General features: G+C 44.0%; 25 protein-coding genes. 9 read left to right on the top strand and 16 right to left on the bottom strand.

Going from position 1 to position 24,684, the window contains the following annotated elements:
* Nucleotides 1-354: 354 nt before the first annotated feature.
* The 4 genes from RYK20_RS08385 to RYK20_RS08370 all read left to right on the top strand — a co-directional run bounded on the left by RYK20_RS08385 (nt 355) and on the right by RYK20_RS08370 (nt 5,284).
* A complete protein-coding gene (locus tag RYK20_RS08385; RefSeq protein WP_314895084.1) occupies nt 355-846 on the top strand; it encodes a DUF2262 domain-containing protein in 492 nt (163 codons plus the stop codon).
* 10 nt (nt 847-856) lie between these two features.
* The gene (locus RYK20_RS08380; protein WP_314895083.1) at nt 857-1,327 is read left to right on the top strand and encodes a hypothetical protein; all 471 of its coding nucleotides are present in this window, start codon (nt 857-859) and stop codon (nt 1,325-1,327) included.
* Nucleotides 1,328-1,482: 155 nt separating this feature from the next.
* Nucleotides 1,483-4,560 carry a histidine kinase gene (locus RYK20_RS08375; RefSeq protein ID WP_314895082.1) on the top strand — a complete coding sequence of 1,026 codons (3,078 nt, stop codon included), beginning with the start codon at nt 1,483-1,485 and terminating at the stop codon, nt 4,558-4,560.
* Nucleotides 4,547-5,284 carry a response regulator gene (locus RYK20_RS08370; RefSeq protein WP_314895081.1) on the top strand — a complete coding sequence of 246 codons (738 nt, stop codon included), beginning with the start codon at nt 4,547-4,549 and terminating at the stop codon, nt 5,282-5,284. Before RYK20_RS08375 ends, RYK20_RS08370 begins: the two co-directional genes overlap by 14 nt.
* Here RYK20_RS08370 and RYK20_RS08365 read toward each other — a convergent pair.
* The 5 genes from RYK20_RS08365 to RYK20_RS08345 form a co-directional block, all read right to left on the bottom strand.
* Nucleotides 5,281-5,910, bottom strand: coding sequence for a porin family protein (locus RYK20_RS08365; RefSeq protein WP_314895080.1), 630 nt, complete (start codon nt 5,908-5,910; stop codon nt 5,281-5,283). The genes RYK20_RS08370 and RYK20_RS08365 overlap by 4 nt on opposite strands.
* A gap of 299 nt (nt 5,911-6,209) precedes the next feature.
* Complete coding sequence (locus tag RYK20_RS08360; protein ID WP_314895079.1) at nt 6,210-6,386, bottom strand: hypothetical protein; 177 nt, start codon at nt 6,384-6,386, stop codon at nt 6,210-6,212.
* Between the two features lie 171 nt (nt 6,387-6,557).
* Nucleotides 6,558-7,592: a TlpA disulfide reductase family protein gene (locus RYK20_RS08355; protein WP_314895078.1), complete on the bottom strand. Its 1,035-nt coding sequence runs from the start codon at nt 7,590-7,592 to the stop codon at nt 6,558-6,560.
* Between the two features lie 96 nt (nt 7,593-7,688).
* Nucleotides 7,689-8,138: a hypothetical protein gene (locus tag RYK20_RS08350; RefSeq protein ID WP_314895077.1), complete on the bottom strand. Its 450-nt coding sequence runs from the start codon at nt 8,136-8,138 to the stop codon at nt 7,689-7,691.
* Nucleotides 8,135-8,638, bottom strand: coding sequence for a glycoside hydrolase family 73 protein (locus RYK20_RS08345; protein WP_297979835.1), 504 nt, complete (start codon nt 8,636-8,638; stop codon nt 8,135-8,137). The genes RYK20_RS08350 and RYK20_RS08345 overlap by 4 nt, the downstream gene beginning before the upstream one ends.
* Before the next feature lie 147 nt (nt 8,639-8,785).
* Here RYK20_RS08345 and atpG point away from each other — a divergent pair, with 147 nt between their 5' ends.
* The 3 genes from atpG to RYK20_RS08330 are packed head-to-tail and all read left to right on the top strand — an operon-like array spanning nt 8,786 to nt 11,383.
* Nucleotides 8,786-9,640 carry an ATP synthase F1 subunit gamma gene (gene atpG, locus RYK20_RS08340; protein WP_297979838.1) on the top strand — a complete coding sequence of 285 codons (855 nt, stop codon included), beginning with the start codon at nt 8,786-8,788 and terminating at the stop codon, nt 9,638-9,640.
* A 5-nt stretch (nt 9,641-9,645) separates the two neighbouring features.
* Nucleotides 9,646-10,170, top strand: coding sequence for a 3-oxoacyl-ACP synthase (locus RYK20_RS08335; protein WP_297979840.1), 525 nt, complete (start codon nt 9,646-9,648; stop codon nt 10,168-10,170).
* A 10-nt stretch (nt 10,171-10,180) separates the two neighbouring features.
* Nucleotides 10,181-11,383, top strand: coding sequence for a class I SAM-dependent methyltransferase (locus tag RYK20_RS08330; protein WP_314895076.1), 1,203 nt, complete (start codon nt 10,181-10,183; stop codon nt 11,381-11,383).
* Between the two features lie 1,332 nt (nt 11,384-12,715).
* On the opposite strand, the gene RYK20_RS08325 is transcribed toward RYK20_RS08330, so the two are convergent.
* The 9 genes from RYK20_RS08325 to terL form a co-directional block, all read right to left on the bottom strand.
* Nucleotides 12,716-13,210, bottom strand: a complete 495-nt coding sequence (locus tag RYK20_RS08325) for a hypothetical protein (protein ID WP_314895075.1) — start codon at nt 13,208-13,210, stop codon at nt 12,716-12,718.
* Complete coding sequence (locus RYK20_RS08320; protein ID WP_297979847.1) at nt 13,122-13,472, bottom strand: hypothetical protein; 351 nt, start codon at nt 13,470-13,472, stop codon at nt 13,122-13,124. The genes RYK20_RS08325 and RYK20_RS08320 overlap by 89 nt, the downstream gene beginning before the upstream one ends.
* A gap of 378 nt (nt 13,473-13,850) precedes the next feature.
* Complete coding sequence (locus RYK20_RS08315) at nt 13,851-14,174, bottom strand: DUF6706 family protein (protein ID WP_314895074.1); 324 nt, start codon at nt 14,172-14,174, stop codon at nt 13,851-13,853.
* 10 nt (nt 14,175-14,184) lie between these two features.
* The gene (locus tag RYK20_RS08310) at nt 14,185-15,249 is read right to left on the bottom strand and encodes a major capsid protein (protein ID WP_311457356.1); all 1,065 of its coding nucleotides are present in this window, start codon (nt 15,247-15,249) and stop codon (nt 14,185-14,187) included.
* A 221-nt stretch (nt 15,250-15,470) separates the two neighbouring features.
* A complete protein-coding gene (locus RYK20_RS08305) occupies nt 15,471-15,944 on the bottom strand; it encodes a hypothetical protein (protein WP_314895073.1) in 474 nt (157 codons plus the stop codon).
* A 545-nt stretch (nt 15,945-16,489) separates the two neighbouring features.
* Nucleotides 16,490-16,837: a hypothetical protein gene (locus tag RYK20_RS08300; protein ID WP_314895072.1), complete on the bottom strand. Its 348-nt coding sequence runs from the start codon at nt 16,835-16,837 to the stop codon at nt 16,490-16,492.
* Between the two features lie 12 nt (nt 16,838-16,849).
* Nucleotides 16,850-17,365, bottom strand: a complete 516-nt coding sequence (locus RYK20_RS08295; protein ID WP_297979858.1) for a hypothetical protein — start codon at nt 17,363-17,365, stop codon at nt 16,850-16,852.
* A 312-nt stretch (nt 17,366-17,677) separates the two neighbouring features.
* On the bottom strand, nt 17,678-19,000 hold the full coding sequence (locus tag RYK20_RS08290) for a phage portal protein (protein WP_314895071.1): 1,323 nt from the start codon (nt 18,998-19,000) through the stop codon (nt 17,678-17,680).
* An 11-nt stretch (nt 19,001-19,011) separates the two neighbouring features.
* Complete coding sequence (terL, locus tag RYK20_RS08285) at nt 19,012-20,616, bottom strand: phage terminase large subunit (protein ID WP_314895070.1); 1,605 nt, start codon at nt 20,614-20,616, stop codon at nt 19,012-19,014.
* Nucleotides 20,617-21,938: 1,322 nt separating this feature from the next.
* Between terL and RYK20_RS08280 the strand changes: the two genes are divergently transcribed.
* Together RYK20_RS08280 and RYK20_RS08275 are read left to right on the top strand one after the other, a co-directional pair.
* The gene (locus tag RYK20_RS08280) at nt 21,939-22,265 is read left to right on the top strand and encodes a YtxH domain-containing protein (RefSeq protein WP_311457518.1); all 327 of its coding nucleotides are present in this window, start codon (nt 21,939-21,941) and stop codon (nt 22,263-22,265) included.
* Between the two features lie 27 nt (nt 22,266-22,292).
* Nucleotides 22,293-22,679, top strand: coding sequence for a hypothetical protein (locus RYK20_RS08275; protein ID WP_311457516.1), 387 nt, complete (start codon nt 22,293-22,295; stop codon nt 22,677-22,679).
* A gap of 137 nt (nt 22,680-22,816) precedes the next feature.
* Here the strand turns inward: RYK20_RS08275 and RYK20_RS08270 are convergent, their stop codons facing one another.
* Complete coding sequence (locus tag RYK20_RS08270) at nt 22,817-23,068, bottom strand: GlsB/YeaQ/YmgE family stress response membrane protein (protein ID WP_311457514.1); 252 nt, start codon at nt 23,066-23,068, stop codon at nt 22,817-22,819.
* A 1,020-nt stretch (nt 23,069-24,088) separates the two neighbouring features.
* Nucleotides 24,089-24,448 (bottom strand): copper resistance protein NlpE N-terminal domain-containing protein, encoded by a 360-nt coding sequence (locus RYK20_RS08265; RefSeq protein ID WP_314895069.1) that lies wholly within the window; start codon nt 24,446-24,448, stop codon nt 24,089-24,091.
* Between the last annotated feature and the right edge of the window lie 236 nt (nt 24,449-24,684).

The raw sequence follows: 24,684 nt of genomic DNA, 5'->3' as shown, positions 1-24,684 counted from the left end.
CGTACAATATTATATATCGTATTGAGATAAAAGACATTTCTTTCTTTGATGAAGTCTCTTTGAAAAAAGATAAGTTTTATATAAAAAATTGATATTTAAAAATTGCACTTGCAGGTTGAACTGGTGTCCTCTTTTTCCTACACTTAAAAAGGAAATAATCCATTTATTTATTGTATCTTTGCCCAAAGTTCCTGAATTTTAGTGTTTTTTCTCAAACACAAAATTACTAATTTTCGGAAATTTTTACTTCTCTAAAAAAGTTTAAACAGCTTCATTTAAAAAAACTCAAAGAAATCCTTTTGCCTTGTAATGCAAGGGGATTTTTCTTTTTAAAGGAAAATATATAGGAACTTTGTGAATCTTCAAAAGATCCTTATTTTTGCCCTTTCAAATGATTACTTTATGAAATCCTATAAAATTACAGATTTTACACAGGACAGTGATGACCCTACTTCTTACGAAGGAACGGTGGTTGTTGGCGGAGAAGAATTAGGCATAAGCATCATACTGGAAGATGAAGGCGAAACTGAAAAGGTAGAACAGCTGATGAACTCTTTTTTCAGTGAGATAAACACCCTTCTGCCCAAAGCTAAAGAATGTATTGCCGAGAAATATTTAGAACTCTACAATGATAATTGGCGTTTTGGTGATGATGACGAGGATGATCCCGATAAACCTGAGCTTACTAAAGAGGAATTTATGGAAGCCCTTCATTTGCAAAGTTTCTTGTTTTACAGCGAAGACGTAGAAGTCTTCTTTGATGACAACGATATGTTCTTAGGGCACTCGCTTATCGCCTCAGGGTTTGACGGTGAGAATTTCAATGATGCGCAAATGTTTGGATAATTGATTGAAAATGACTTTAGAAACTATTATTACCCATTACAGAAATCGCTTAGCCACATTGCCCGATGCCATACTCATAGGCGAAATCCCCGAAGGAGCTGAAAATATTTCCCCAGAGGTGTTACAACTCATAGCTCCTGCACATTGTGCTTTTTTAAAGCTTTGCAATGGTGGCTCTTTTGGCGATATCATTCTGTGGAGTACAGAGGAACTGTTAGATAACCAATATCGCGTTCCTGCCGAACAGCCTTCGTGGTATGAAATAGGGCAGTTGCTGTATGAACCCCTTTTTCTTGACAAACACACCCAACAGGTAATTTTCCCTGCCGATAGCTATGAAGGGATGGAGGGTTTTGAGGTTGATTTCGATACTTTTGTAAAGGAATATATCTTTGGCAATAAGTACAAGGAGAAAGTAATTGGCTATGACAGTGAGGAGGATGATTGGGCGGTATTTTTAAGTAATTCCTCTGTAAGTTAAACGTTTCTGTAGGTACAGGCTATAGTCACAGAATAGCCGTAAGAGAGAAGGTTCCCTCCTGCTAGTAGGGGAGTGGGAGTTTATAGAAAATGTTTTTATAAATTTGTGGTTGTGAAAGAATAAAAAATATTTTTTTCTTGTTAAAAATTAAATTTTTGTTTAATTTTGCCAATGAAAACGCAAAGAAAAGCATCGTGAAAACGCAACAGCTTCATTATAAGAGGATTATATTATTTTTATTCTATCTGCTGGGGCTATACACGGGAGGCGCCCAGTCCCTGCCCTTATGGGAGAACCGTGTATTCCAGTACAATCGTTATAACTTCGGGGTAGATTTCTATAATACCTATTATCCTTTACAAGTATCTTCGGAAGGCGGGTTGTTTTTTTCTCCTGAGCCTAACCGCCTGAGTATGCTAGGGAATACGCAGGTAAGTATGCTTGAGCTATGCAAGGGTAAGGAGGCGGTACTCAAGTGGGGGCTCTTCCAAGGGTGTTATAGACTGAATGGGCGTAGATTCTATGCTTTTGACAGGGGGATATGTATGGAGCAGAAGAAAGGAGATGCGATTCCCATAGAAATAGGAGGGGAGCATACCCGCTACAGGTATTTTACCCAAGTAGATAAATCCTTATTCTTCACTATAGAGCGTTCTATGGAGCACACTTATACCCTAATGCACTATGATGGGGTATCCCTGACTCCTATAGAGACAGCCTTGCATCCTATATATGCTATCAACATCAATAATCGTGCCTATAGCTTCCACGTAATGGAGGATAAGGTACAGCTTCACTCTATAGATATTGCCGATATAGAGGGTATACATACCGATACAATAACCTATCCCTTTGTGTTCTTACCCCAATACTTTATCACTCCAAAATACTTCTATTATACGCAAGAGGATGGGGGAGTACTATATAGATACCTAAACGGGGTACGTACGAAAGTACTCTCAGGTAATAAAACAGATATATATTACCCAGGTAGATACTACTCCTATAATGATAACAATACGGTTACGATATATGACCTGGCGAATGAAATGCAGGTAGCCTTCAGGACAACGGTTATCCGCAACACCTACTATAATGCCTATAGTGGGGACTCACAGAGTATATATATAGGTACTAGTAGTTCTTTGGCACGCTCTTTCTCGAATATACGTATCTATCCGAGGTTATTCAATGGGACTAATAGTGATGGGCTTTATGCCCTTACCCAGAGCCCTGATGGTAGGGTGTGGTTAGGTTCTTATAATGGTGGTTTTTCGATACTACAGGGAGAGACCCTTAAGGAAAGTACTATTAGGAACTTTCAGATGATTAATGGCGCTACTCCTATAGGGAACAAGGTACTCTTCCATACGGCGCATAAGGGGCTTTACCTCTTCTCCGATGAGAAGACTTATACGCAAATAAATGATACTTTGGCCGCCTCAAGTTCTTATCTGTCTCAGTTATCGGGTCGGCAACGGCTATATGTAGGGTATCCAAAAGGCATTGCCTATAAGGAAATAGCCGACCTAGAGAACAAGCAAGTAAAATGGCAGCACTTGGGAGGGAAGAAAGGGATGACGCTAGAGAACCCTAGGGAGTTCACCGAGGATAAAGAAGGGAACTTGTGGGTGATCTCCCTTACAGGGCTTTCGGTGTATGACCCCAAGAAAGACCGCGCCAATAGCTACCTATACCAGAAGGATAGTATATCACTAAAGGGTTTTTCTATCTATTGTGATGACCAGAAGCGCATTTGGCTAGGGACAGATAAGGGGCAGCTATATTATTATAAGGGTAAAGACCCACATCACTTAGTAACGGAAGACTTCGAACGCATTACGCACCCCTTATTCACAGGGGGGCAAGCGCCTATTGTAGCGATGAACCAGTGGCGGGATAACCTGATTGTAGGGACTACGGAACGTATAATGGTACTATCCTTAGCCGATTTCCGTAAGGGGAAGCTCCCGAGGGTACGAGTGCTAAACCCTCAAGAATTGTCCTTGCGTACGCCTATTACTCGCCGGGGGATTATCCCTGATATAGAGGTAGAGGGGAATGTATGGATAGCCGCCCTGAATGTTCTGTATAAGTGGAATATAGAGCGTTGGCTCTCGGCGCCTACCTTTCAGGTGGAGCCCTCTATTACCGTCAAGACCGTACAGCGGGAACTACAAGTAAGGCAGGAGGAGCCTATTCGTATTCCTGCCAATGAGAATACGATAGAGATTACGCTGGATTACCAGAGTAGAGATAATCTGCCACGCTATATGCTCACTAGCCTTATCAAGAAAGGAGGGGATAGTAGTTCTTCGCAACCACAAGGAATCGTCTCGACGGAAACACAGTATCATTTTGCGAATCTTTCCTCAGGGAAGTACATTTTCTCGGTATGGGTGTGCCAGAGTGATGGTACGGTCAGTGAATATAAGTTTCCGATAGAGGTAGAGGAGTACATCTGGCAGAATCCGTTCTTGTGGGTGATAGTCCTTCTGATACCTATGCTAGCGGGATTTTACCTGATGCATAACCTACAGAAGATAGATAAGCAGGAGAAAGAAATCGCCTTGCTGAACTTAGCGACCTTAGGGAAGCAATTCCGACCGCACTTTATGCTCAATGCGCTCAATAGTTTGGGAGCAGAGCTTTATGATAAGCCTCACGCGGAACGCATTCTCTCGCATATAGGGGAGAATATCAATATAATGCATCAGTTTTCCAAGGAAAAATCTATTTTTATCCCTTTTGCGCAGGAATGGAAGCTTACGGAGAACACGATAGCCATCCAAAAGGAGATATTTTTGCCGGAATTGGAGGTAAAATTAGAGAATTTTGGGGCGATACCGGATAATTTTCTCATACCTATGGGATTATTGCAGGTCATTGTAGAGAATTCGCTGTTGCACGGGCTCCGTCATAGGCGCGAGGCTCCTTATGTATTGCGAATAGCGCTCTGGGATCGTCCGAAGCTGTATGGCATCAGTGTTACTGATAATGGGGTAGGTGTGGAGAACTCCAAGAAATACGAGGGGGTACGGCACGGTACCGGCTTGAAGAACCTAGAACGTATTCTCAAGATTATCAATAAGCATTTTCCTAAAGCCATTACTATAGATATGAATTCGCCTGCACCACTTTCCGGTCCAGATTGTCCTAAAGAAAGGGATAAATACCCAGGCACCTTAACGATTATTCAACTGAAAAAAGATATTGACTATGAACGCATCTGAATACACTTATCTGGTCATAGAAGACGACCGTAGTATCTGGAAGAATATAGAACAGCGTATGAAGCGTTACCTGCAATGGCGAGCGGTAGGTTTTGTAGATGAAGTAGAGGAAGCCTTAGCAGTGATAGATAAGGCACGTCCGCAACTGATATTCTCGGATTGGAGTATTCGTGGCGGGAATGCCTACCAGATATTGACCCATATTCACCAAATACCTCTGTATAAGCCTTATATTATCTTTTTCACAGGGTATCAGAGTGAGAATCCGGAGATTCCTCAGATTGTCTTCAATGAGTTTCCACTAGTGAGGAAGTATATAGTAAAGCCTATTTTCCAGAACCTTACGGAGCACTTAGAGGAGTATATACGAGAGGCAGAAGCGCTAGCAGAGGGGGCAGAGGGTACGCCTGTATTTATAGAGAATGACCTGAAGCAACAAGTGAGAATAGTGCCTCAGGACATTCTTTGTTTTCTGCAGGATGATAATAATCCGCGCCTGAAAGTGGTGCATACGCTTTCGTCAGAGACGATATACTTGAAACAGACGTGGGAGGAGATTCTGCGTTTTTGTCAGAGCCATCAACTACACGTTTTTGTGGCGCACACACGTAAGGCGATCGTGAACCGCAGTCATATCATACGGGTGAATCGTCCGTACATCTGGCTTCAAGGCGGGATGCGTATACAGGTATCCCGAGAGAAATGGGCTGAACTGAATCCCTAGAAAGAGACGCCTAGTCCTAAGGATAGGACGGAGTTCTTAAAATCATTCTCCCTACTGATAGAGGCATTACGCAAAGAAGTGTTGTTTTTGTCAAAGGCGTTGGTTAAGGAATGCGTATATCGAGCCTCAACGAAGAGATGATTCGTTAGGTGTACTGCGAGTCCTGCCCCTACTGCGAAGTCAAAGGAAGCATAAGCACTCTTATCCACAGCAGTGGAAGCGCTATTATTGCCTGTATGGTAAGAAATTTGAGGCTTCCCTACCAAGAATCCAAACTGAGGTCCTGCCTGTAGGGTAAGCGGTCCTAGATTCACCTGAGCCATCACAGGGATATTGAGGTAATCCATCTGGATACGTTGTTCATACTGCTTGTTAAGTAATGAGTATTCCCATTTGGCTCCCTGACGAGAGTAGAGGAGTTCAGGCTGTAGGGCGAGGACATCTCCTATAGGGAGGTTTAGGAAGACTCCGGCATAGAAGCCGCTAGTACCCTTTACATTGGAAGCCTCTACTGTTTTTCCACTGAGGGAAGCAAAGTTATACCCTGCTTTTACTCCTAAATCCTGTGCCTGAGAAGAGGTAACAGAAGCGACAGCTAGCGCTATCAACATTGCGAATTTTTTCATCTTTTTACGTTTTAATTACCAAGTTTTCATTGGTTGTTGTTAATTCACAGTATAAAACACAAAAATCGTGCCAGAAATAGTTGCTGAATAATTAAAGAGGTACGAGCCGTACGGGGGCGAGTCGCCCCTGACAATTTTTTTCTTTTAAGAGTGTTATAAGGTACGAGCCGTACAGGGTACGAAGCCGTACGGGCATTTTTTTCTTTTAAGAGTGTTATAAGAATAATTACCTGTGCGGTTCGCACCGAGTCGCCTCGGCTAGTGCGAGCTTGTAGCTCGTACTTATTATAGAGAAGAGCTTAAAGCTCTACCATAAAGAGCACGAGGTACGAAGCTGTACGGGCATTTTTCTCAGCACAAGCTACAAGCTTGCCTAACAGGGGCACGAGCAGAATGCTCGCGCCAGCAGGAGGTACGAAGCCGTACGGGCATTTTTTTCTTTTAAGAGTGTTATAAGGTACGAGCCGTACAGGCAATTTTATTAAGCACAAGCTACAAGCTTGCGGTACGAAGCCGTACGGGCGATTTTTTCTCAGCACAAGCTACAAGTTTGCGCTAGCGGAGGATAGGTGATAGAGAGGGATATATAAGCGGTCATAAGTAATTACTTATGACCGCTTAGGGTATGTGATAGGAGCGCTTGGCTCTTATAGATTTTCCTTAATGACGGGGATAAGTTCGCTGAGCTTGGTAGAGCGTGCTAGGATGCGTCCGTCCTTACCGATAAGGATAGCTGTGGGGAGCCAACGGATGGCGTAGGTGCGTCCGGCATCGCTTTTCCAGTCGCCTGGTGCAATTCCGTGATGCCATAGGAGTTGTTCTTTCTGGATGAACTGTTGCCAGGCGTTGCGGTCGTGGTCATAGGAGGCGCTTAGGATGGTGAAATCTTTGTCCTTATAGGTGTCATAGAGCGCTTTGAGCTCAGGGATTCCCTTACGGCAGTCGGGGCACCAGGTAGCCCAGAAATCAATAAGGACGAGCTTTCCACGCAATTGGCTTAGGGAGATGTTTTTTCCTTGAGCATCTTCTAGGGTGATATCAGGAGCTTGCGCGCCGGGCTGTACCTTACTGAGGAGCTCCAAGGAGGCATCGAGTTCTTGGAGGTAAGGGTTATTATTGAGAGCGGGGTCAAGTGCTTTGCGGAGTTCTACGAGGGTAGGGTAGTCATATTGGTAAGCCAGCCGAGCGAGGAAGTAAGCTAGAGCAGGTGAGGCAGGTGCTTCTTTGATTTCCTGCTGGAGGTCAAGCATATTGTTTTGGGCAAGGGTGTTATACCTATGAAACCACTGGGTGTTCTCGGTAGAGGAGAGGTGCTCCACGCCCCAATCGGGATTGAGGGTTACCTGTAGGGGTGCATTTTCTAAGTAGAAATGTATGCGAGGACCCTTTCCATTGAGCCGGATGGCATAGACTAGGGGTTCGGAGAGCTTTCCTTGGAATTGGAATACGCCATTTTGGATAGTGGTAGAATCCACGGGGGTATAGGTGCGGTCTTTGTATTGGTATAGGACTACTTGCCCTTGTTGAGGTGCTTTTCCGGTTAGGGTAAAGTGGTCGGATGTGGATTGGCTGAGGCTCAGGTTGTTAGCGGGAGCGGTTTCTTTTTTTGTGTTTTCTTGGCAGGCAGTAGCTAAGAGAACGGTGCCTATAGAGGCGATGCTATACAAAAAATATTTCTTCATAAAAAAATAAATATTAAATATAAGTACTTTAATTGATTGCAAAAGTAGAATATTTTTTTGAATATAAGGATTTAATTAACGAAAAGAGCTAAAGAATTAACAGTTGGTATTTTTTCTATATCTGAGCAAGAGGTATCCTAAGGCAGAGAACAGCAGGAAAATAGGGAGTACCCCCCATAGGGAGTAGGGGGATTTCTTTTTGTAGTGGGTATGGCTATGGAAGTGCTGCTTAGAGTGCTGTTGTTGGGTTATTGAATGTTCCTCAGAGGAATGTTCTTGGTGAGATTCTTGGGATTCTTGGGCGGTTAGGAGGCTTGTTTTTTTCAGGGAGATATGGGTATTGGGGTCGGGTTGTAGGGATATTTCCCAGCTAAGGGTGTGCTGTTGTAGGGATTGTGAGGCTTGGCTTATAAGGGAATCGGAGCGGGAGGAGTGTAGTTGTAGTGCTTGGTGTTGTTCTTGAGAGGCTTGCGTCTGGGAGGTCTGTAGTTTTTTGGGGGCGCAGGCAAGGGATAGGAGCAGCAGGGGAGATATTAGGTATTTCATAGGTTTTGAGAGATAAGGGATATGATTTTTTGTAATTTCTGGGCGTAGTTAGGGTCGGTTGCATAACCAGCGTTGGCAATTTCGCGGGCGAGGCGGTAGGGGTCATCTTTGTGAAGCATAGCAGGGGCATACCTTTTGTTGGCTGAGAGCAGTTGAGCGTGGTGCGTGAAGGACTCTTCGGGAGAGTTGTACTTACGGAACCAGTCACGGACGATATAGAGGAACTTTCCGTCGGTTCTTTCAGAGATGGATAGGACTTCAGGGAAGGCGTTCTTCTTATCAGGCGAGGGGAGCACTTCGGTTGTTTTGAGGAGTTGCCTGAGGTGCTCAGGGGTGTTCTTGGGGGCTTTGATGCCGAAGAACATATTGCCAGGGGCGTGAGTACCCCAGCCTGTTTCTAGGGCTGCTTGGGCAAGGATAAAGAGGTGAGAGATGCCCGTTTTCTCTTGGGTTGTCAAGGCAAAAGGGCGGTACTTGAGGATAAAATCTTTAGGAGACATATTTTTAAATTTTTTCTTATAACATAAGGGTAGGGAGGGGGTAAAAAAATAAATGAGTGGGAAGATAGGTAAATTAGTAATTAATAATTGCTAATTGACAATTATTTTGTATCTTTGTCCCGCAAAAAGAATTAGTAGATAAAGCATATGGCGAACTTAAAAGAGATTCGTAGTAGAATCACCTCCATCAATTCAACAATGCAGATTACCAGTGCGATGAAGATGGTTTCTGCAGCTAAGAGCAAGAAAGCACAGGACGCTATCGCCGCTATGAAGCCTTATGCCCAATCCTTGGGTACCCTATTGGGGTCGCTCAAGAGTGCATTGGGGACAGATTCTCCTTACCTTGCTCGTGAGCGGGAGGAACGCGTATTGCTCGTGGCGATTACTTCGGATAGGGGTCTCTGTGGCGGTTTTAATTCGGCAGTAATCAAGCGTTGTCTTTCCTTAATGGAGACTACCTATAAGGATAAGACCGTATCGCTGGTAACCCTAGGGAAGAAAGGGAACGACCTCTTGCGCAAGACGGGTCAAGTAGAGCGTTATGAGGAAGGGTTCTTCGACCACCTTAGCTATGCAAAGGTAGCGGACTTAGCCAGCGAGCTAATGGAGTATTACACTTCAGGAAAATACGACCGTATAGAGCTGATATACAATAGTTTTAAGAATGTAGCCACGCAGATACTCACCCAAGAGGTATTCCTACCTTTGACACTTTCGGCAGGGGAGGACACCGTTACCGATACCGAATTCCTCTATGAGCCTTCCTCTGAGGAGATTGTAGCGTCCTTAATCCCTAAGTCCTTGAAGCTCCAGCTATACAAAGCTGTCAGGGATTCCTTAGCGGCAGAACACGGGGCTCGAATGACTGCGATGCACAAGGCTACGGACAACGCTACGGAGCTGAGAGACCAGCTGAAGCTTACTTATAACAAAGCAAGGCAGACGACCATTACCAACGAGATTTTGGAAATCGTTTCGGGAGCCAACGCTTTAGGATAGAAGGAATGAATTGCCGAATAGAAAAAGAAAGCATATACTTAAATGGAGAGGAAGTCTTCACCGCAACGGGTGAGGACTTTTCTTCGTTTGCCAAGGGTGCTTACCGGCACTTGGAGCTGAATTACCCGAAGTTTTTCAAGATGGACAAGCTCAGCAAGCTGGCTTTTCTAGGGGCAGAGTACTTACTGATGGGCTATAGTGCTACCGAGAAGGAAGGTACGGCGCTAGTGCTGGCGAACCGTTCGGGGAGCTTGGATACGGACTTGGTACATCAGCAGGCGCTAGAGGCGGGGGAACCTGCCAGTCCGGCGGTATTTGTCTATACCCTAGCTAATATCTGCCTAGGGGAGATAGCCATACGGCACCAGCTCAGGAGTGAGGGACATTTTTTTGTTTTCGACCACTATCCAGAGGAATTTTTTATACAATACAGCCAGTACCTTGTACAGGAGGGACTTGCCGAGCGGGTACTCTGTGGCTGGGTGGAGCTTTTGGGAGCGGATTACTCCTTGAAGTTCGTGATATATTAACCAAGAACGAATGAAATTACATAGAAACCTAGTGGATGCCGTTACCGATGGCTTCCTACAGATTACCAATGATGGTCTTTATGCCGATAAGGTCATAGAGCGTCTCCTTAAGCGAAATAAGCGCTGGGGGAGTAAGGACAGGGCGTTCATCGCCGAGACCCTCTACGAGCTGGTACGCTACAAGCGGCTATATATGGAGATAGCGCAGGTGAGCGCACCGCTGACGGTGGTGAGCTTTCGCCGTGTGTTCGCTGTATGGGCGGTGCTCAGGGGTATTCCGCTACCGGATTGGTACTTTGAGGAGACTCCGGAGCGACGTATCAAGGGGCGATTTGCGGAGCTTTCGCAGGTGCGCAAATATCGCGAATCGGTACCGGACTGGCTGGACGCACTAGGGGTGAGCGAGCTAGGCGAAGCGGTATGGACAAGAGAGCTACACGCGCTGAACCAAGTGGCACCAGTAGCCTTGCGGGTGAATACGCTGAAGGTGAGCAGGGAAGCTCTCCAAGAAGCCCTCACAGGGGAAGGCTATCCGTGTAGTGTAGTAGAAGGGTCGCCAGATGCGTTAGTCTTAGCTTCACGGGCGAATGTATTCTTGAGTGAAGCCTATAAGCAAGGGTGGTTTGAGGTGCAGGACGTCTCTTCCCAGCAGGTAGCTCCGATGGTGGAAGCGCGTGCGGGGATGAAGGTAGCCGACTGCTGTGCAGGAGCAGGAGGGAAGACCCTCCACCTAGCTATGCAGATGCAGAACAAAGGAAAGATAGTGGCTATGGATATCTATCCGCAGAAGCTCCAAGAGCTCTCGCGAAGAGCTAAGCGCAATGGGGTGTTCAATATAGAGACGCGGGAGATAGATACCAAATATCTCAAGCGCCAAGCGGGCACTTTCGACCGAGTGCTGATAGATGCGCCTTGCTCAGGCTTGGGGGTGCTCAGGCGTAACCCCGATGCCAAGTGGAAGCTTACCGAAGCATTCCTCGATGAGGTACGTACCACCCAGCAGGCGATACTCAGGCAGTATAGCGCCTTGACCAAAGCAGGAGGCAAGCTCGTATATGCTACTTGTTCTATCCTGCCGAGTGAGAACCAGCGACAGGTGCAGGCATTCCTTGAGAGCGAAGCCGGCAAAGGATTTCAGCTGGTGAAAGAACAGACCCTCTGGGCAAGTGAAGGCTATGATGGCTTCTATATGGCACAGATGAACAAAAAATAAAGTGCGAGGTGTGAAGCCAGGGCGAGTCGCCCCTGACAATTTTTTTGCCCCGCCTCCGCTAGCTCGTGCTTATTATAGAGAAGAGCTTAAAGCTCTACAAAGGGCACGAGGTGCGAGGTGTGAAGCCACACGGGCGGTTTTTGCTTTAAGAACTTTATAGAAATAGATTGTCCGAGGCGACTCGCCTCCCACACGGGCATTTTTTTCCGCTAGCAGGGGGTATAAGAATAATTACCTGTGCGGTTCGCACTACAAGCTACAAGCTTGCGATGTGAAGCCACACGGGCATTTTTTTCTCAGCACAAGGTACGAGCCGTACAGGCATTTTTTAAGGCTAGAAAAATTCTCAGGGGTGAGGTGTGAAGCCACACGGGCGGTTTTTGCTTTAAGAACTTTATAGAAATAGATTGTCCGAGGCGACTCGCCTCCCACACGGGCATTTTTTCGCACCACAAGCTACAAGCTTGCGCTAGCAGGCGGTTTTTTCCGCTAGCAGGTTTTTTTCTTAATAGGGTTAAAAGAAATAGATTGTCAGGGACAACAAAGAATGGACTCTTCCGTGATTAAATAAGTAATTGTTTAGTAGTTTTTTTTCAAAAGAAGTGTTCAGTTGTTTTGTTTCACGAAAGTCCTTGCTTTAGCGTAAGGATCACGAAAGAGTATCTTTGTAGTTGGTTGGTAAAAAAAGGAACTGCCTAAAAGACAAATTCAGCTAAAAAACACAAATAAAATAAAAATATATAAAGAGATGAAAAAATTGCAAAGGGAATCATTCTCTTTGTTTTTTTTTGTTTTTAATCAGGATAGGCAGAGGTGCTCTTTCAGGAAAGCACCCCTACGCTTTTCCCAATTCTAAAATAAAAACGCAAAAAAATCTAATTATTTATTAAAAAGAGATGAAAACTTGGCGTATTCAGGAATGTTTATTCGTATCTGATACCTTACTATCTTGGTTAGTGGGTAAGTAGTTGTTCTCAACTACTCACTACTAACAACAAGAAAAATACATTAAGATATGAATTGATGAGAATAAACATTGTTAGTATAGTAATATTTTGTTTGCTTTTAGGTAGTGACAAGAGGCTATCTGGAGCAAACTTCAGATACCCTCTTGTTTTCCTAGAAAAATTAAAACGCAAAAAAAATCTAATTACTATATAAAGAACTTTATTTTTAGATAAAGCTGTCAGAAAATTCAAAGAACATTTTTTCTTAATTCTGGTGCAAAGGTAGTTCTTTTTTTTTCTTTGTCAAGGGGTCAATAGGAAAAAAGGGCATTTTTGAACACGAACTGTATTCATTACTTCACGAACTGCATTATTTAACACAAAATTAGTTGGAAAGGAGGTACCAAATGAGGTGGTAAGAGAGGGCAGACTGCTGTATTTGAGGAAAATGAGAGAGTATACGCTTTTCTATACAGAGGGCTTTTTCGGGGATAAATAGTTTTTTTAATTGGGTGTAAAGGGATTTATCAAGGGTATCTATACGTGATAGGTGAGGGGTATATTGTTCTTTTCCATCTATAGATACCATCAAATGTGGTACATACAGGTGTATTTCTGAGTATGCTTTATAGGGTAGTGAGGTATCCGTATAGGTATGCGTACTGATAAGGATATCCTCAAGGTGGCTATCTTCGGGTCGTGATTCTAGGAAGATACCTCCGGAGAGCTGTTCTCTGATGGGAGAGAGTGCATTGAAAAGGAGAGAAGCGCATTGTAACATAAAGGAAGGATTAGAGCCATAGTCTGGAATGGAAGGGGTTGGTGTCCCATTTTTGGATTTGTCCTTGGCATCGGATTCTTTTTCCCTGAGGGTCTTCACAGATGCAAATAGGGGTTCCTACGGGCAGTGGCGGGGTGCTTCTGGGAAGGAAAACGATAGAGGAGAAGCGATGGAAGGAGCTATTGGCGGTTTGTATGCGTCGGAAAGAAGCGCCAGCGAGGAAAGCCTGTTGTCCTTTGGCATTGACCTGTTCCCTACAGCGAGCGTGTAGTCGCAGTGAGGGAGTAGGGGCGTTCCAGCAACCTTGGTCGTCCTGCTGGCTCTGGGGGAGGTCGTAGTAGAAGAGATAATGAGGATACATTTTTTTTCTTTTAAGGGGGGCGAGTCGCCCCTGACAATTTTTTTTCTTTTAAGAGTGTTATAAGGTACGAAGCCGTACGGGGGGCGAGTCGCCCCTGACAATTTTTTTTCTTTTAAGAGTGTTATAAGGTACGAAGCCGTACGGGGGGCGAGTCGCCCCTGACAATTTTTTTCTTTAAGAGTGTTATAAGAGTGTGAAGTACGAGCCGTACGGGGTGTGAAGCCACACGGGCAATTTTTGCTTTTTATGAACTATAAGAATAATTACCTGTGCGGTTCGCACCGAGTCGCCTCCCGCACGGGGTGTGAAGCCACACGGGCATTTTTTTCTTTTTATGAACTATAAGAATAAATTGTCAGGGGCGACCCGCCCCCCCCTTTACCATAGATAAGAACGGTTATGTAGGGTGGGTTTGGGAGGTTTAGGGAAGAGGACGTTGGGCTTATTGAGTTCGTAACAGAGGGCGGTATAGAACTCCTTGAGAGCGTCGAGGTTCCACGATTGGGAGAAATCGCCTTGGGCGACCTTATGAGCGGAGGCGCTCAGGAGTAAGGAAAAGTGCTTGTACATAGCCAAGTCACAATCTCCTATGGAGACCTCCCCCTGAGGAGGGAGGTTTTCCTTTAGGAGCATCAGGTCGATGGTTTCCTGAGGGATGCCACAGCCTAGGAGTGACTTGAGGAGATATTCTTGATTGGTCATAGGCATTGGGTTAGTTCAGGTTCCAGTTTTGGCTACTGATTTGCATCAGTAGGGAGCGAGGGGCGAGGTTCCAAGTAGGGAAAAGGTTGGCGATTCCTTCGGTAACTTCCTTGACGGGGTTTTCCTTAGCGTATTTTTTGATAAGGGTATGTCCGTGTAGGACTTTGAGGGTGTCGGAAGCGGGGAGTTTCAGGTCGATAGGGGCTTTCCAGAAGGTGTTTCCTAGGGTTTTGCTTTCGGAGAAGAGGATGACATCGTCAGCGAAAGGATTGCCAGTAATGCGTGTTCCGTTGGCTTGTTCGAGGGTGATATTCTGGTCGATAAGGATAATCTGAAGTCCTCGGAAGATTTCGGTACGTCGGGCAAGGAAAGCGTTGAGGGTACTGAGGTCGGGGGTGTTGGAAATGCCCGCAACGGAGTGTAGTAGGGAAGCGCAGTTCTTGATGACCTCGTCTTGGTTGATGAGCTTGGCAAAGGTATCGATGTTCATAAAGGCATATTTGTACTGAACGCCGTGCTTATCTCTGCCTATCTTGAGGGCTTTAGGGAAGTCCTTGGAGAGGGGTTTTCCGTCGGTGGTGGTGTGGTAAGGGGTGGCGACGCCGATTTTCTGAGCTGCGGGGATGAGATAATCGACATTGAACTGATTCATAGTGGAAGCGTTATTCTCCTCGGTGAAGGCTACCTTTCCAAGGGATATCTGTTGTAAGGCAATCCACTCGGCACGTGCGGCGATACTTTCCCAGCAATAGCGGGTATCTTCCGCCCAAGCTTCGACCATAGCGGTATTGGGGGTATTGGGAGAGGCGCTGGCGATCATCAGGTCATAATCGGTCAGGTCGGTTTCATTCTTCTCGCGTGCGATAGAGATTTTAGGGATTTCACCGGATAGCTTCGTGGCAGAGGTACGCGCCTTGGGGGTGAGGGGGTTGCCACGGGAGACGAGGTCGGCAGCGAGGCGGATGCCAGCGTGTGCTTCAATCATCTTCCAAGTGAGTAGGTGGGTCTCCCGCAGAGGGAAGAGGGTAGGGTAGTAGAAGTCATTAAGGTCATAAGTGCTTACGACCGCTTGCATATCGGCTTGGGTGAGGCCGACCATAAGAGAGTTTTGCATAAATATAAAAATTAAAAGGGGGGGTCGCCCCTGACAATTTTTTTCTTTAAGAGTGTGAGGCCACACGGGCAATTTTTTGCCAGAAATAGTTGTCTGAGGGTGCGAGCCGGTGTGAGGCCACACGGGCAATTTTTTCTTTTTAAAAGGCTAAAAAAATAAATTGTCAGGGGGGAGAGAGGTTTTTAGAGGAGTTTTTTGCCGGAGAAGATTTCGGGTTGTTTTTGGGCTTTTAGGTATAGGGCCACTTCCTTGGAGAGGGTAGGGTTGTCCTTGTGTGGCTGTAAGGGGGGTGTTTCGCTGGCGAGTTCTCGGTGAGAGAGGGCTTGGTTGGCTAGGAGGATATCGGCTTGTTTTTCGCGGAGGAAGTGTTCGAAATCCTCTTGAGAGGGGAATTGCATCAGGGCGAAGTCCTTGAGGGTCTGCTGAGTGAAGGTAGGGTCTTGGCAGAGGGTAAGGGCGTCCTTGAGGGCTAGGGTGCGCGTCTGCTGGAGTTGCTGGCTCTGGTAGTGGTCTATTTGTTTCTGTAGGGGAGCGACGGCTTGGGCGACAGCCTGGGCGATATGCTCGGCAAGTGTCTCGGTAAGAGGGGTAGGCTCCATAGTAGGGGTCTCCTCTATGGACGTTTGTTCGGAGGTGTTTTCTAAAATAGGATTCATAATATAAGGGTGTTATAAGAGTGGGGGCGAGCCGGTGTGAAGCCACACGGGCAATTTTTTTGCTAATAATATTTGTCCGAGGGTGTGAAGCCAGTACGAAGCCGTACGGGCGATTTTTTTTGCTAGAAATAGTTGTCTGAGGGTGCGAGTCGCACAGACGTTTTTTTTCGGCACAAGCTACAAGCTTGCGCCAGCAGGGGATTTTTTCTTTTTAAAAGGCTAGAAATAATTGTCTGGGGCGACCCGCCCCTAAGAAGTATTCTTTTCAACGATGCAAAGATACGACAATAAACAACAACAAACAAATTTTTAGAGGTTAAATACAAAACAATTGTTTGTTAATGAATGTTAATAAAATAAAATTAACTTCTGTAGCTGTTAATTAAGTTAATTGTAAGTTAAAAACGTGTTTTTTTTTTTTTTTTGTATAAAATAGTTACATTTGTGCCGGATTTCAGACAAGCCTTATTTAGATTTAAGTACTAATAATCATTGACACCAAGCTGTTGGAAATCTCATCGATTAAAATTTTTTCACTAATTGCCCTACGCCGAGAGATGTGGGGTAATTTTTTTGAACGTAAGGGTCAGGGGAGCCAGATAGTGGGGCTGGGTAGTGATAGGGGGTTGTAGGGAGTGCTGAAGGCACTTGACAAGGAAGGAGCTTTCCTTATGTGAGGGGTCTATCATCCTGAGGGTGATAGGTTCCTTGTTGCTCAGCAGTGCGATTAGGAGGGATAGCTGCTCGTCGGCATCCGCTTGGGAAGGGAGGTGTAGGTACCCCTTGAGGGTGATAGGGGGCGCATTGGAGGAGGAGAGGTCATATAGTCCGGTTACTTGGGTGATATAGATGCCTAAGGAGGCTATAGGGGTATGGTTGAGGTAATAAATCATATAGGGAGTGTATTAGTTAAACTTCTGGAAGAAATCTTTGAGTTTGCCATTTTTTTCATATTGATAGAGAGCAGCGATAATCCACTGTGGCGGGTATTTTCCTTTGGATAGAATAAAGATATGCTTGACGGCTTTGCTCACGGGATACAATAGGGTCATTGCCTGTAGGGAGCTCTCGAAGACCTCAGTGACGAGGGAATCACCCAGAGGTACTTCCAAGGAGGCGAGAAGGAGGTATACAGCGCCTATCTGTAGGAGCATCAGGGAATTCTTCATCAAGAAACGGTCTATCTGGAAAGAGCCTCTGCGGAGGTGGTAGATAGCCCCTACGCACATCTGGAGGAGGCATACACACAGGAGGGCACCTAGGAAGCTCTGGTGGTGTTCGTGCCACGCGCATAGGTACTTATAGAGGACAATCAGGGGGGTACTCTGCCAGAGGAGTTGCCAGAGGTAATGGAGCCTATCGCGCCACGAGATGGGCTGTTCAAAACTGAAGAAAAGAATGAGTGCAGTGATAAAAGACATTGTTTTGCTATTAAAGATTAAATAAATGGGGGGGCGAGTCGCCCCTGACAATTTTGGGGCGGGTCGCCCCTGACATTTTTTTCTTTTTGGGGTGATAAGAATAATTACCTGTGCGGGTGTGAAGCCAGTGCGAGTCGCACAGACAGTTTTTGCTTTTTGAGGTTAAGAATAAATTCTCAGAGGGTACGGGGGCGGGTCGCCCCTGACAATTTTTTTCTTTTTGGGGTGATAAGAATAATTACCTGTGCGGTTCGCACCGAGTCGCCTCCCACACGGGCGATTTTTTCTTTTTAAAAGGCTAAAAAATAATTCTCAGAGGCGAGTCGCCTCTAGGGGTTCTTGAGCGATGCCAGCGCGTGCGATAGCTTCTTGGTGTGATATCAGGGGCTTGCCACCGCAGGCTTTGAGCCAGTAGTCCAGCTGTTCGTCCTCGCTATTGAGGCTATAGGGTGTAATCTCGGGCTGTACCTCTAAGGAGTCGCAGGCATCCTTAAGGGGTAGGTGTAGCTGAGCGATATAGGCTTTGAGGACGTTGATACGCCTGGCGAGGTACTCGTCGAATATCTCACGCTTGTACTGCACCTTCAGGTGGGCGTCCATAAAAAGGAGCTTGAGGGCTACGCCAGAGATGCCCCCTACCCTGCGGACGCTCTCAAAGGAGATGTCAGGAGTCTGGGTAAGGGTATAGATGAGCCTTAGCAGGGTGTCAATCTCTAGGGAGACCGACTCAGGGGCATTGTGCCAAGAGACGTACTCCATAGAAGATTCCTTATCCCCCTCGATGACAGCGCCCGATTCGCCCTTCTGGCTCCAGCCGTGGATGGTACCCTTGACGAATATTTTCGGGCTGGCGTGGTAGTCATTGGTATCGGCGAAGTTGGATAGCAGGTGTTCGAGCCGTTCAATGAGTCCATCTACTCCCTTGGTCTCGTGTCCCTCTTGGCAAGCATAGATGACGGGAATTTTTCCGATAGGGTTTGCCTTAGGGTATCCCTCTACGGGGATATACTGCCCATTGACCTGCTTGAAAAGGTAATGCAGATGTGCGGTATAGGTCTCGAAGTAGTAGGTGTCAGGAGCACCTACCCTTTTGTATTCTCTGGAGAAGGCTACCATATCGCCTACCTCATTATAGTAAGGATATAGGGTGTCCCCTAATGTGGGGGATAGTAGGGTACACTTAAGAGTAAATAGGGTAGTATTTTCTCCTCTAGAAGAGTGCCTATTCAGGGGTACAGGATACCATAGTTCCGCACACTCTCCATAGCTCATCACGTTGCGTGCGATACGTCGGTTGAGGGAATCGGTTTTTGCCTGTAAGAGGATGTGCTTTAGGTGCTTGAATACCTGCTGTTCTTGAGGGTCTTTGGGGTTGGCGAGGTAGGCTACGGGGTTTCCGAATAGGAAAGCTACGGCGCGCCCTATGATGAGCTCTTGCAGTGGCAAGGCGATGCGTGCTACGGGTTCTATACGGGTGGTGGTTACCCCGTCAATCTGTTCGCTTACGTGCTTATCCCTTCGGATAGCGGGGTTAAGCACCTTGTGAGCTTTCAGGTCAAGGGCTTTGCGAGCGGAGTCGAGGTCAGGGAGCGGGAGGGAACGTCCGCTCTTGAGTTGGGCAACAAAATCATTCATAGGGGTTTTTTTTAGAGGGTTCTGCCGAAGAGGGTGGCGATATCGGAGGCGTTGGACTTGCGGGGATTTCTGGCTTCTAGGGTTCCAGTGAGGGCGTCAGGGGCGTCATCGTGAGGGTTTTTGCCGGTGCGTAGGTATCCGGTGAGGTCACGGGCGAAGTCGGCAAAGCGTTCTTTCCATCCTATGGGCATCTGTATGAGTAAGGGGGCAGAAGCGGCGTAGGTGAAGATGCGGGTAGCCTTATGGGCGCGCTGGTAGAAGGTTTCCACGCGGATGGTGGCGTGTCCTATCTCTAGGCAGATACGCTCGAGGTTGCGGGCAAAACTACGTCCGCCATTATTACTCTCTACAAGGCAGTGGGTAATGAGGTGTTTTTTCAGTAGGGCAGCGACGGCAGTTTCGGTCTGTTCCATAGGCTTCTGTGTATAGAGTACGTCGAGGACGTAGTTCGCATCGTCGGCTTCTATATAGCAGATAGCACATAGGTAATCAGCACCCGTATCGGCGGTATCTATATAGGCTTTTCTAGTACCTTTGGGTAGCTTCTCTTTAGGGTTGTACTCAGTGAAAGGCTCATACATCAGTCCTTCTTGAGGCTTAGGGTCTTGCTGATAGAGGGATTCGAATACCTGAGGGTTGCGCTTACGAGAGGCGAGGAGCTTCTGTAGGGCGTGTTTTTCAGGCCATAGGGGTTCTCCTTCGGCTCTGGGGTCGGTAGCAGAGGGGGCTCCTACCTTGATGGCAGGGAAGGTAATGAGGTGCCACCCTTGAGGGTTGTTCTCGGGGTGATAGGTACCTTCTTGGTCGAGGAGCTTTCCGGCAAGGTCATCGGGGTGCCACCGTGTCATTACAAGGAGTTGCTGGCTGAGGTTATGCAATCGGGTATGAGCGACGGTCTCGTACCAATCAGAAATGCGTTCGCGTATGGTGGGCGACCAAGCGCTTTTGGCGTCCTTATAGAGGTCGTCCATAATGAGGATATCCACGGGTTCGCCAGTGAGTGCGCCTCCTACGCCAAGGGTCTTGAACCCTCCTGAGAAGCCTACACACTCACATTCGTCGGCATTGCGTACCCAAGAGCCCTTAGGGGTAGGGGCATCGTGTGCTAGGCGGGTGTTGGGGAATAGCTGGTGGTACTCAGTGGAGGAGATTACCCTCTGGAGTTCTCGGTTGAACTTACGCGCTTTGGCGGCGGAGTAGCTGACGATAGCCACGCGCTTGTGAGGGTTGAGCCCTAGGAGAAAGGCGGGGAGCCTACGGGTGGCGCCCTCACTCTTGCCGTGCTGAGGGGGCATACATATCATCAGCTTCTGGATACGCCCTAAGGCAAAATCCGTCAGGGTGCGGTAGTAATACTGATGAAATCCAGCAGGGGCAAAACTAGGGAAAGTGAACTGGGTAAAAGCCAGCAGGTCAGCACGTTCTTTTCCGAGAACTACATTTAAGTTGTTTTGTTCTAATTCTGTAGTATCTTCATTGTCCCACTCAGCGATTTTGGCAAGGAGTGTAATGGCGGCGATTTGTTCCCTAACGGCGGGGAAAAGGGTCTTATCGCCTTGTGTAATGGGGTTTGCCTGAGCGATATCCCATAAGATAGAGAGAGCCTCTTGTTTCATAAGTGAATAAAAAAGTGTTATAGTTAGGTTTCAATTACGGTGCAAAGGTACGACATTCTAGGCGGAAAATCAAGGTAAGAAGAGGTTAAAAGGAGGCAAATTATTTGTTATCGACTGTTAAGTAGGCGGGGGGAGGCGGGTCGCCTCAGACAATTATTTTTTTATTCCTAAAAGAAAGAAAACGTCGGTGCGACTCGCACCCGCACAGGTAATTATTCTTATCACCCTATTACAAACAAATACGATATAAATCACTGTAAATCAAATTCTTGCAAAGAGTAAAAAAGCAAAAAAAGCAATTGCTTTCTGAGAAAAACACCTGACAATTTATTTTTTATTCCTATAGGGAAAAACTGTCTTTGCGACTCGCACCCTCGGACAATTTTTTTTTAGTTCAAGAAAGAAAATGCCCGTGTGGCTTCACACCCTCTGACAATTTTTTAACCTTAAAAAGAAAGAAATTGCCCGTGTGGAGGCGACTCGCCTCTGAGAATTTATTTTTATAATACCACTTCAAACAGATACAATATAAATCATTGTAAATCAATTTTTTGCAAAGGATAAAAAAGCAAAAAAAAGCAAAAAAAGCAATTGCCTCCTTAATGAGAATGTAAATGATAATGTAAATATAAATGTACATATAAATGATAATGAGAGAGCGTCTATATAAGGACGCTCACCCTCTCCACAAGGTAAGTGAAAAAAAATTTTATTTTATTTTTTTTAATGAAAATCCTTTGACTAAAAATGGAAAAAGAAATTTTTTTATTTTATTTTTTTAAGGGAAAATCCTTTGGCTAAAAAATGAAAAAAAAATAAAGAAAAGAAAAAAGTTCCGCGCAAAAAGAAAAGGCGAGTCGGGGGCGGAGGCGGAGGCGGGTCGCCTCGGACAATTTATTTTTAGCAAAAAAATGCCTGTACGGCTCGTACCCTCTGAGAATTATTTTTTAGCAAAAAAACGCCCGTGTGGGGGTGAGTCACCCCTGACAATTATTTCTAACAAAAAATTGCCTGTACGGCTCGTACCCTCTGAGAATTATTTTTTAGCAAAAAAATTGCCCGTGTGGGAGGTGAATCACCCCTGACAATTTATTTTTATTCCTAAAAGAAAAAATTGCCCGTGTGGCTTCACACCCTCTGAGAATTTATTTTTACTTTAAAATAGAATATATTGAGTATATAAAAAATATCTTGTTATTTAAATCATACTTTTTGTCTTTTAAAATGAGAAAAATAATCAAAAATTTGTTTTTTTCATTTTAAATTCGTAACTTTGCAAATATACAGAGGTAAAAACAAACTTAAAACTAATTTTTTGAACTATGTCTAAGATATCATACACATTATTAGGATTAACAGCTGGAACAGTTGTAGGAGTAGGTTTGGGCATTCTTTTTGCACCAGACAAAGGAAAAAACACACGTAAAAAAATCAAAGATTCTGTAAGCGATAAGGTTGATGAATTGAAAGAACAACTAGAAAGTCTTACAAAGACTCTACGTAAAAAATCAATGGATATAAAGGAATCTTTAGAAGAAAAAGTTGATGGTCTTTTATCAGAATCCAACTATAAATCTGAAGACCTAATTGATTTACTCGAAAAAAAATTGGCTTCTATGAAAAAAGAAGCTAAAAAGCAATTGAATTAAACACTAATATTTTAAATTTTATTAAGTATGAAGAAAATTTTCACTGTAGTTACTTTGATTTGTTTATCAATAGTAGCTTTATCTTTCACTTCTTGTAGTAAGAAAGACGATCCGGCAGATAATGACCTTTTTGTAGGAACATACAAAGGTAAAATATCTTATTTAGCTGGTAAAGATAAAAAATCTGCTGATAATGGTTCTGTAACAGTTGTTAAAGCTGGAAATGATTACTATTTCCGTTTTTCAGATGGAATTGAAGACCTAAAAGGAGTTAGCTTCAAAAAAGAAGGAGATAACAATTTAGTAAACGTTGATTTTCAAGATGGTCTAAAAATAATTAGAATAACGGCATCTTCATTGTACATTCTGTATACTACAGATGGAAAGACTTGGACTGCTAACGCAAGCAGGTAGTTCTAAGAAATAAACATCTAATAAAAATCCTCGAAAAGTATTCTTTTTCGAGGATTTTTCGTTATAAAATGGATTTCAATATTAGAAGTAATAGTCGTTTATTTTTTTCTCTTTGATATATGCTCTTTTACTTATTACTACTTCTTTTTAAATATCAAATTTATCAAGAATAAAATAACAATAGCTCCAACAGCTCCTGTCAATATAGAACCAATCAATCCTTCTCCAAGAGAGATTTTTAAAACACTTCCTAAAAGCCAATATCCAACACTACTTCCAATAAGACCAACAATGATATTCCCAATAAGACCTAATCCGCTACCTTTGTAAATAGTTGCTCCTAACCAACCTGCGATAGCTCCAATAATAAGAGTTGCAATAATTCCCATAAATTTAAATATTAAATTAGAGTACAAAGATAGGAATTATTATAGAAAAAAACAAATAAAAATTACAAAAAGGTTCTACAATTCTAAATCTTTCATTTGTTTTTCTATAGAAAAATCTTGTATCAGAAAAATTACAATTCTTAAAAAAATTAGCAATATAGAGGTCTTAGAAATCGGTAGAATTCTTAATGGAAATATGAGTTTTAAAAGGGCATTTTCAGGCGAAAAAATGAATGTATGAAAATAGCAAGCCGAACCCGAACTTAGAGTTACGGATTGTCTTGCTCTAATCGGGTTAAAACACTGGTAATAAATAAGTTATATGAATGAATATAAAAAATTATATGTAAGAAATATGTAAGATTATATGTAAGAAATTTATAAATACTTGACAATCAATTTTATTATATATGTAATGTTTATGTAAGAAATATATAAGGAGGTACTTTCCCTTGATAACTAATAATAAGTGAATATTTTAACCTAAAAAGAAAAAAATCGCCCGCACAGGGGGAGGCGGAGGCGACTCGCCTCTGAGAATTTATTTTTATGAGAAAAAAATGCCCAGTGCGGCTTCGTACCTCCTGACAATTTTTTAACCTCAAAAGAAAAAAATCGCCCGTGCGGCTCGCACCTTCACACCCTCTGAGAATTTATTTTTTAACCCAAGAAAAAAATGTCAGGGGCGACTCGCCCCCCCCCTCTTTGATTACCAATATAATACGACTTTAACGCTCTATTAACTACACAAAAAGCGGTGCTATTGCTAGGTTCATTTTTAAATTGTAACTTTGCCATAGTGTTTTTTTTCTCACCCACGAAGTTACAAAATTTGTGGTAAAACACCAAAAAAATGAGGCTACTTTTTTATCTAGGTAGCCTCTTTTTTTCCTTAAAGGCTATCCAAAAAACTTTTCGGACAGCCTCTATTCTATTACTTATTAGATTTTGTGAATTAAAAAGCTCCCATGTATTTAAGACTGTAAATACATGGGAGCTTTTTATATATGGGAATCACTCCTATTTTTTCTTGAGAATATAATACGGAGCAAGTTCTCCTGTAATTTCTTTACCTTCATCCAAGAAAACAATAGAACCATCTTCTTTTACTTGGTATTGTTGTGTTTTACCATTTTCTTTCTCACTAATAAGAGTAAGCACCTTATTTTGAGCATCGTAGCTAACGGTTCCATTATCCTTATCTGTAAGTTCCTCCATTACTTCCTCTGAAGTATAAGTATCTTTGCCTATGGTTAGGCTAACATTGATACCATCACAGTCTGCACAAGGAAATGTACCCTCATAAGTACCTTCATAAGGAGCCTTCTCCCCACAAGAAGCTAGCACTAAAGCAATGCTTGCTAATAGAATTTTTTTCATTGTAATAATATATTTTTATTTTTCATTTAGGGATATAGCAATTTTCGTGCCAAAACTACAAAAATACCTTTTTATATTTTATAGTTAAACTTCTTTTAAAAAAGAAAATCATTCTTATAAACCCGTTGTGCATTTTGATTTTAAAAAAATAAAAAAAGTTGTTCATTTGATTAAAAAATCATATATTTGATTGAATTCCAAACAATTAAATATAATGAACAACTTGGAGCAAAGTT

Origin of the sequence: uncultured Capnocytophaga sp. (genome assembly GCF_963525585.1) — a bacterium.
In the GTDB taxonomy this organism is placed as follows: domain Bacteria; phylum Bacteroidota; class Bacteroidia; order Flavobacteriales; family Flavobacteriaceae; genus Capnocytophaga.
The sequence above is the reverse complement of the archived record's forward strand: the minus strand, read 5'-3'. Positions and strand labels throughout refer to the sequence as shown.

Coding starts and splice junctions, on each gene's coding strand:
- terL (WP_314895070.1), bottom strand. CDS start 20,616: ATGAAACAAGAGGCTCTCTCTATCTTATGGGATATCGCTCAGGCAAAC.
- RYK20_RS08355 (WP_314895078.1), bottom strand. CDS start 7,592: ATGAAGAAATATTTTTTGTATAGCATCGCCTCTATAGGCACCGTTCTC.
- RYK20_RS08305 (WP_314895073.1), bottom strand. CDS start 15,944: ATGAATCCTATTTTAGAAAACACCTCCGAACAAACGTCCATAGAGGAG.
- RYK20_RS08330 (WP_314895076.1), top strand. CDS start 10,181: ATGAAATTACATAGAAACCTAGTGGATGCCGTTACCGATGGCTTCCTA.
- RYK20_RS08380 (WP_314895083.1), top strand. CDS start 857: ATGACTTTAGAAACTATTATTACCCATTACAGAAATCGCTTAGCCACA.
- RYK20_RS08290 (WP_314895071.1), bottom strand. CDS start 19,000: ATGAATGATTTTGTTGCCCAACTCAAGAGCGGACGTTCCCTCCCGCTC.
- RYK20_RS08300 (WP_314895072.1), bottom strand. CDS start 16,837: ATGATTTATTACCTCAACCATACCCCTATAGCCTCCTTAGGCATCTAT.
- RYK20_RS08280 (WP_311457518.1), top strand. CDS start 21,939: ATGTCTAAGATATCATACACATTATTAGGATTAACAGCTGGAACAGTT.
- RYK20_RS08365 (WP_314895080.1), bottom strand. CDS start 5,910: ATGAAAAAATTCGCAATGTTGATAGCGCTAGCTGTCGCTTCTGTTACC.
- RYK20_RS08320 (WP_297979847.1), bottom strand. CDS start 13,472: ATGTATCCTCATTATCTCTTCTACTACGACCTCCCCCAGAGCCAGCAG.
- RYK20_RS08345 (WP_297979835.1), bottom strand. CDS start 8,638: ATGTCTCCTAAAGATTTTATCCTCAAGTACCGCCCTTTTGCCTTGACA.
- RYK20_RS08335 (WP_297979840.1), top strand. CDS start 9,646: ATGAATTGCCGAATAGAAAAAGAAAGCATATACTTAAATGGAGAGGAA.
- RYK20_RS08350 (WP_314895077.1), bottom strand. CDS start 8,138: ATGAAATACCTAATATCTCCCCTGCTGCTCCTATCCCTTGCCTGCGCC.
- RYK20_RS08315 (WP_314895074.1), bottom strand. CDS start 14,174: ATGACCAATCAAGAATATCTCCTCAAGTCACTCCTAGGCTGTGGCATC.
- RYK20_RS08295 (WP_297979858.1), bottom strand. CDS start 17,365: ATGTCTTTTATCACTGCACTCATTCTTTTCTTCAGTTTTGAACAGCCC.
- RYK20_RS08310 (WP_311457356.1), bottom strand. CDS start 15,249: ATGCAAGCGGTCGTAAGCACTTATGACCTTAATGACTTCTACTACCCT.
- RYK20_RS08370 (WP_314895081.1), top strand. CDS start 4,547: ATGAACGCATCTGAATACACTTATCTGGTCATAGAAGACGACCGTAGT.
- RYK20_RS08275 (WP_311457516.1), top strand. CDS start 22,293: ATGAAGAAAATTTTCACTGTAGTTACTTTGATTTGTTTATCAATAGTA.
- atpG (WP_297979838.1), top strand. CDS start 8,786: ATGGCGAACTTAAAAGAGATTCGTAGTAGAATCACCTCCATCAATTCA.
- RYK20_RS08265 (WP_314895069.1), bottom strand. CDS start 24,448: ATGAAAAAAATTCTATTAGCAAGCATTGCTTTAGTGCTAGCTTCTTGT.
- RYK20_RS08270 (WP_311457514.1), bottom strand. CDS start 23,068: ATGGGAATTATTGCAACTCTTATTATTGGAGCTATCGCAGGTTGGTTA.